This is a genomic window from Pseudonocardia sp. McavD-2-B (assembly GCF_024124365.1).
Lineage (GTDB): Bacteria > Actinomycetota > Actinomycetes > Mycobacteriales > Pseudonocardiaceae > Pseudonocardia > Pseudonocardia alni.
In genome coordinates, this window is the sequence record NZ_JAMXSG010000034.1 from 23,253 (window position 1) to 29,516 (window position 6,264).

A 6,264-nucleotide genomic window follows, 5' to 3' on the forward strand; every position below is an offset into this window, starting at 1 on the left:
TCCATCCGAACATCCTACGTCTGTAACAATACTGTTTCGTGAGCATTGCTGAGCAGGAGACACGCGCGGAGGAGACCATCGCCACCGGGCGGGCCGAGGAGACCGGGCCGTCGCGCCGCGGTGCGCTCGTCGGGACTCCGCTGCTCGTCGTGGGGGTGGCACTGGCCGCCTCCAACCTCCGCCCGGCCGTGACCTCGATGTCCTCGGTGCTCGGCGAGGTCCGTGACGGCCTCGGCGCCTCCGCGGTCTGGACCAGTGTGCTCACCGCGGTGCCCACCATCTGCTTCGGCCTCGCCGCGATCGCCGCCCCGCTGCTCTCCCGCCGGCTCGGCATGGCCCGCGCGATCGGCCTCGCGATGGCGGTGCTGACCGCCGGGCTCGTGCTGCGCGTCGTCGACGGCCCGTGGGTCGTGCTCGGCGGCACCTTCGTCGCCGCGGCGGGCATCGCGATCGGCAACGTGCTGATCCCGGTCGTGGTGAAGCAGTCCTTCCCGCACGCCGTCGGCCGGGTCACCGGCGTCTACACCGCCGCGCTGGCCGCGGGCGGTGGGATCGGCGCCGCGTTCACGCCGCCGCTGGAACCGCTGCTCGGCGGCTGGCGCGGTGCGGTCGGGGCGTGGGCGCTGCTGTCGCTGGCCGCGCTGGTCGTCTGGACGATCGGGGCCCGGCACGGTGAGCCGGAGCCGGTCGTGCGCACCGACGCGGGGGAGCGGCGCCCGATGGTGCGCCGGCCGCTGGCCTGGGTGGTCACCGCGTTCTTCGGGCTCCAGGCCTGTGTCGCCTACGTCGCGATGGGGTGGCTCGCGGAGCTGTTCGTCTCGGTCGGGGTCACCCGCACCGACGCCGGGCTGATGCTCGCCCTGATCAACCTGATCGGCATCCCGCTCAGCTTCGTCATCCCGCCGATCGCCCTGAACCGGGCGTCCCAGTCGGGTTGGATCGTCGGGCTCGCCTGCTGCTCGCTGGCCGCCGTCGCCGGGCTCGCGATCGCCCCGGCCACCGCGCCCTGGCTGTGGACGGTCCTGCTCGGCGTCGGCATGGCGGTCTTCCCGCTGGGGCTCGGCGTGATCGCGCTCCGCACCCGCGAGGCCGCCGAGACCACCGACCTGTCGGCGATGGCGCAGGGCTTCGGCTACCTCATCGGCGCGACCGGCCCGTTCCTGTTCGGGATCCTGCACGGGCTCACCGGGTCCTGGACGCCGTCGCTGGTGCTGCTCGGCGCGGTGATCGTCGCCGAGATGGTGCTGGGCTGGGTCGCGGGACGCCCGCGCTACGTCTGAGTCCCGCCCGCGCGGCGCCGGGCCGCTGATATATGAGAGCCCCCGGTGCCGCGTCCGTCGTCGTGGGCCCGGTGTACCGTCGTGACCGCCCGATCTCCCGGCGCATCCCCGCCCGGCGGCGGCCCGAGATCGGGGTCCTCGATCCGTCAGGGAGTACTCGTGACCGACACCGCCCTTCCCCCGGCCGGGGACACGGCGCGGCTGGTCGACCAGACCGGCCCGTACTTCGGCCGCTTCGGCGGCCGCTACGTCCCGGAGGCGCTGGTCGCCGCACTGGACGAGCTCGAGCAGGCCTATCACACGGCCATGTCCGACGAGGCCTTCCAGGCCGAGCTCGCCGAGCTGCACCGCACCTACTCGGGCCGCCCGAGCCTGGTCACCGAGGCGCCGCGGTTCGCCGCGCACGCCGGCGGCGCGCGCATCCTGCTCAAGCGCGAGGACCTGAACCACACCGGCTCGCACAAGATCAACAATGTGCTGGGGCAGGCGCTGCTCACCAAGCGCATGGGCAAGACCCGGGTCATCGCCGAGACCGGTGCGGGCCAGCACGGCGTCGCCTCGGCCACGGCCGCCGCCCTGATGGGCCTGGAGTGCGTCGTCTACATGGGCGAGGTCGACACCGAGCGCCAGGCGCTCAACGTCGCCCGGATGCGCATGCTGGGAGCGGAGGTCCGCCCGGTCACCTCGGGCACGCGGACCCTCAAGGACGCGATGAACGAGGCCATGCGCGACTGGGTCACCAACGTGGCCGACACGCACTACCTCATCGGCTCGGTCGCCGGGCCGCACCCGTTCCCGGCGATGGTGCGCGACTTCCAGCGGATCATCGGCGTCGAGGCGCGGCAGCAGGTCCAGGACCTCACCGGTGCCCTGCCCGACCTGGTCTGCGCCTGCGTCGGCGGCGGCTCCAACGCGATGGGCATCTTCCACGCGTTCCTCGACGACACCTCCGTCGAGCTGGTCGGCTTCGAGGCCGGCGGCGACGGCGTCGACACCCCGCGGCACGCGTCGTCGATCGGCGGCGGTGACGTCGGCGTCCTGCACGGCTCGCGCAGCTTCATCCTCCAGGACGAGGACGGCCAGACCCGCGACTCGCACTCCATCTCCGCGGGCCTGGACTACCCGGGCGTCGGCCCGGAGCACTCGTGGCTGCACGACATGAGGCGCGCCCGCTACGAGTCGGTCACCGACGCCGAGGCCATGGAGGCCTTCCGCCTGCTCTGCCGCACCGAGGGCATCATCCCGGCCATCGAGAGCGCGCACGCGCTGGCCGGTGCGCTGCGCGAGGCGACGCGCCTGGGCGAGGGCAAGGTCGTGCTGGTCAACCTGTCCGGCCGCGGCGACAAGGACGTCGACACCGCCGCGAAGTACTTCCAGCTGATCGACGACGAGGGCAACGCCGTGACGGACGGAGCGGTCTGATGGGCAGCGTGGCGCAGCGGATCGAGCAGGTCCGCGCCGAGGGCCGGGCCGCGCTGGTCGGCTACCTGCCGGTCGGCTACCCGACCGTCGAGGGCTCGGTCGAGGCGATGCGGGCGATGGTCGCGGGCGGCGTCGACGTCGTCGAGATCGGCCTGCCCTACTCCGACCCGCTGATGGACGGCCCGGTCATCCAGCGCGCCACCCAGCAGGCGCTGGACAACGGCGCCCGCTCCCGCGACGCGTTCACCGCCGTCCGCGGGGTCGTCGACGCCGGTGCCCCGGCGCTGGTCATGACCTACTGGAACCTGATCGACCGCTACGGCGTCGAGCGGTTCGCCGCCGAGCTCGCCGAGGCCGGCGGCTCCGGGCTCATCACCCCGGACCTGCTGCCCGACGACTGCGAGGACTGGCTGACCGCTTCGGAGTCCCACGACCTGGACCGGGTGTTCCTCGTCGCGCAGACGACCACCCCCGAGCGGATGCGGATGACCGTCGAGGCCAGCCGCGGGTTCGTCTACGCGGCGTCGCTCATGGGCGTCACCGGCGTCCGCTCGGTCGGCGTCGAGGCCCGCGACCTGGTCGCCCGGACCCGCGAGGTCGCGACCCTGCCGGTGTGCGTCGGCCTCGGCGTCCGCACCGCCGAACAGGCGGCCGACGTCGCCGGCTACGCCGACGGCGTCATCGTCGGGACGGCGTTCGTGCAGGCGCTGGAGTCCGGCGGGCCGTCCGCGGTCGAGTCGCTCGCCCGCGAGCTCGCCGAGGGCGTCCGCGCCGCGGAGCGCGTCTCCGCCTGACCTCCTCCACCGGCCGCGTCCGCTCCTCGTGGGCGGGCGCGGCCGTCGTGTGTCGTCGGGCCGTCGGTCGCAGCTCCCGACCGGCCACCGGCCGATCGACCGGCCGTCCGCAGCGGTCCCGCCGGGTTCCGGGGTGCCCGGGGCTGCCGTCTCCGGCTGTGCCGGCGTGCCCGATCGCGCCGCCGGAGGCCGACTGCGCGGGACCAGCGGTGGTCGCGCGCGGTGAACGTCGTGTCCCTGAGAGTCATCGCGCCGGTCGGTCGTACGTCCGTACTCCGACCGGAGCGATCGGTCCCCGCCCGCCGGACACCGACGACCGGACGGCGGTGCGTGTTCTCAGGAACGCAACCCCGTCCCGGTGGGGTTCCTATGTTCGTGTCACCGCACCGCGGCCCGCTCCCCCTGGATGCCGCGGCGGTGGCCGGGGCTCCCCACCCGGCCGGTTCCACGAACCGGAGTGATCCGATGACCCGCCCCGCCCTGCGCGGACGCGCCCCCGGCGTCCGCCCGACCGTAGCGTCGCACCCGCGACCGGCCCGAGGCCGGTCCGTGACGGTCCACCGCTCGCGCACCCACCACCCCCGCCCGCTGCGGGCACCCTCACCGGCCGGGCGCACGCCCGGTGACCGGTGACCCGCCCGGTTCCGCATCCGGTCACCGCACCCCTGCGGCGGGACACCCCGCCGCCCGCCGACGCCTGGCTGGCGCACCGCCGCGCCCGCACGGTGTGGGGATCCGTGCTGGTCACGGTCCTCGTCGGCCCGTCGTTGATCTGGATGCTCCGTTCCGGACCGCAGCCGCTGCTGCACCAGCTCTCGGTGCTGACCGGGCTGCTCGCGCTGTCGGCAATGGTGATCGTCGCGGTGCTGCCGTCCCGGGTGCGCGGGCTCTCCGGCGCCCTCGGCCTGGAGACCCTGCTCGGCCTGCACCGCAGGCTCGGCGTGCTCGCCGGGGTACTGGTCGCGCTGCACCTCGCCTGCGTGGTGGCCGACCACCCCGAACGTGTCGGGCTGCTCGTGCCGCTCGCCGCACCGGCCCGCGGCCAGGCCGCCACCCTCGCGACGATCGCGGTCGTCGTGCTGCTGCTGCTCGCGCTGCGCGGTGTCCGGTCCGGCTCGCACGAGGTGTGGCGCTGGCTGCACCTGAGTCTGGCCGCGGTTGTCGTCGGCGCGTCGTCGCTGCACGTGCTGTGGCTGAACAACCTGGTCGGCGACGCCGTCATGGGGCCCGTGCTGGGCGGGCTCGGCCTGCTGCTGGTCGCGGTGCTGGTGCTGCGCTGGGGCGCCCGCGCGGCGACCGGCGAGCTCCGGGTGCACGTCGTGCGCCCGGAGAGCCCCACCGTGTCGACGCTGGTCCTCGCCCGGCCCGGCCGGCACGCCGGACCGTGGTTCCGGCCCGGCCAGTTCGCCTGGCTGCGGCTGGAGCGGATGTCGGTGGAGGAGCACCCGTTCACCATCGCGTCGTCGGCGTCCGACCGCGGGCGGGTCGAGTTCACCGTGCGACACACCGGTGACTTCGCCGGGCGGCTGCGCGAGCTGCGCCGCGGCGACCCGGTCTGGGTGGACGGCCCGTACGGCTCGTTCACCCCGGACTCGGTGCCGTCCACCGGGCTCGTGCTGATCGCGGGCGGCGTCGGGATCACCCCGATGATGAGCATGCTGCGCACCGCCGCCGACCGCGGCGACCGGCGGCCGTACCGGCTGGTCGTGCACGCCCGCGACCGCGCCGACCTGCTGTTCCGGGCCGAGCTCGCGCACCTGCGCACGCTGATCGACCTGCAGGTCACCGAGGTGCTGCGCCGCCCGTCGGCGGACTGGTCCGGGGCGACCGGGCCGATCGACACCGCGCTGCTCGCCGCCGTCCTGACCGACCTCGAGGACCCGGCCCGCCGGCTCGACTACTTCGTCTGCGGCCGACCGCAGCTCGTCGGCGACGTCCTCGCCACCCTCACCGCGCTCGGGGTCCCGGACGACCGGGTGCACACCGAGCAGTTCGCCCAGGTCTGAGAAGGGGAGAACCCATGTCCCGCCGGATCCCCGGCCCGCTCCGCTGGTCGGTGCTCGCCGCACTGGCCGCGGTCGCCGCCGTCGTGCTCGCCCAGTACTGGGTGGCGACCTCGGCCGCCACCGACCAGCAGCAGGGGTGGACGCAGACCCGGTGGGGTCCGCTCGGGCCCGCCGACCGCGACCTGCTGCAGAAGGTGCGCCTCGCCGGTCTCTGGGAGGCCCCGACCGGGCAGCAGGGCGAGCAGCAGGCCACCTCGCCCGCCGTCCGCGAGGTCGCCCGCAAGCTCGGCGTCGAGCACCACGACCTCGACGAGCTGGTCCGCTCCACCGCTGAACAGCTCGGGGTCCTGCTGCCCAGCAGGCCCAACGACCAGCAGATCGGCTGGATGAACGACCTGACCGCCCGCACCGGGACCGACTACGACCGCCAGTTCGTGCAGATCCTGCGCGCCGCGCACGGCTCGGTCCTGCCGGTGATCACCGACGTCAAGGTCGGCACCCGCAACGAGCTCATGCGGCAGTTCGCGAACGAGGCGTCGGTGTACGTCACCCGGCACATCGGCTATCTGGAGTCGACCGGTCTGGTCGACTACGCGGCGCTGCCCGCCCCGCCCGATCCGGTGCCGACCGGGACCCGCACCGCGTCCGACGTCGTCGTCCCGGCGCTGGTGGTCGGGGTCGCGCTGCTCGCCGCGGGCGGGCTGCTCATGACCCTGCACCGGCGCGGCCGCCCCGCCCCCGGCCCGGCCGCCGCCTTCGTCC

Annotated in this window: 5 protein-coding genes; all 5 read left to right on the forward strand. The window is 74.6% G+C overall.

The features are described 5' to 3' along the window. Positions 1-38: 38 nt before the first annotated feature. Positions 39-1,280: an MFS transporter gene (locus NH602_RS07725; RefSeq protein WP_308292819.1), complete on the forward strand. Its 1,242-nt coding sequence runs from the start codon at positions 39-41 to the stop codon at positions 1,278-1,280. A 159-nt stretch (positions 1,281-1,439) separates the two neighbouring features. Further along, positions 1,440-2,702 carry a tryptophan synthase subunit beta gene (gene trpB, locus NH602_RS07730; RefSeq protein ID WP_208823786.1) on the forward strand — a complete coding sequence of 421 codons (1,263 nt, stop codon included), beginning with the start codon at positions 1,440-1,442 and terminating at the stop codon, positions 2,700-2,702. Further along, positions 2,702-3,496, forward strand: coding sequence for a tryptophan synthase subunit alpha (trpA, locus tag NH602_RS07735; protein WP_253067428.1), 795 nt, complete (start codon positions 2,702-2,704; stop codon positions 3,494-3,496). The genes trpB and trpA overlap by 1 nt, the downstream gene beginning before the upstream one ends. A gap of 629 nt (positions 3,497-4,125) precedes the next feature. Continuing rightward, a complete protein-coding gene (locus NH602_RS07740; protein WP_253067429.1) occupies positions 4,126-5,502 on the forward strand; it encodes a ferric reductase-like transmembrane domain-containing protein in 1,377 nt (458 codons plus the stop codon). Positions 5,503-5,516: 14 nt separating this feature from the next. After that, positions 5,517-6,264: DUF4142 domain-containing protein (locus NH602_RS07745; RefSeq protein WP_253067430.1), on the forward strand; the 748-nt coding region annotated here is incomplete at its 3' end.

Coding starts and splice junctions, on each gene's coding strand:
- trpA (WP_253067428.1), top strand. CDS start 2,702: ATGGGCAGCGTGGCGCAGCGGATCGAGCAGGTCCGCGCCGAGGGCCGG.